This window comes from Bacillus sp. SIMBA_005, from assembly GCF_046535585.1.
Lineage (GTDB): Bacteria > Bacillota > Bacilli > Bacillales > Bacillaceae > Bacillus > Bacillus pumilus.
Window position 1 is genome coordinate 1 of sequence record NZ_JAWRWI010000335.1, and the last position, 275, is coordinate 275.

Sequence of the window (275 nt, forward strand, 5' to 3'; positions counted from 1 at the left end):
CGCGAAGCCCTCTCCTAGGTCGAACGAACAAGGTTTCGCCGAACGGATATGAAATAACGTAGTCGCTCGGAAAAACCTTGTTCGTTCGGCGCGGCTACATCTCGATGTCGATGCAGGCACGGCTCGTCTTGAACGTGCCGATGAAATTCGCCACCTCGACGTGTGCGGGGTGCGTGGCGTAGACCGAGAGCGCATCGGCGTCGTCGAAGTCGGCGCTAAGGGCGAAGTCGTAGTTGCCCTCGAGGTCGACGCCGTTCGCCCCCACCGTCGTGGCG

At 61.1% G+C, this 275-nt stretch carries 1 protein-coding gene; it reads right to left on the reverse strand.

Annotation, left to right across the window (positions count from 1 at the left end; all coding sequences use genetic code 11):
• Nucleotides 1-94 precede the first annotated feature (94 nt).
• Nucleotides 95-275 (reverse strand): Dabb family protein (locus tag SB660_RS20365; RefSeq protein WP_410584134.1); only part of this gene is annotated, 181 nt, incomplete at its 5' end.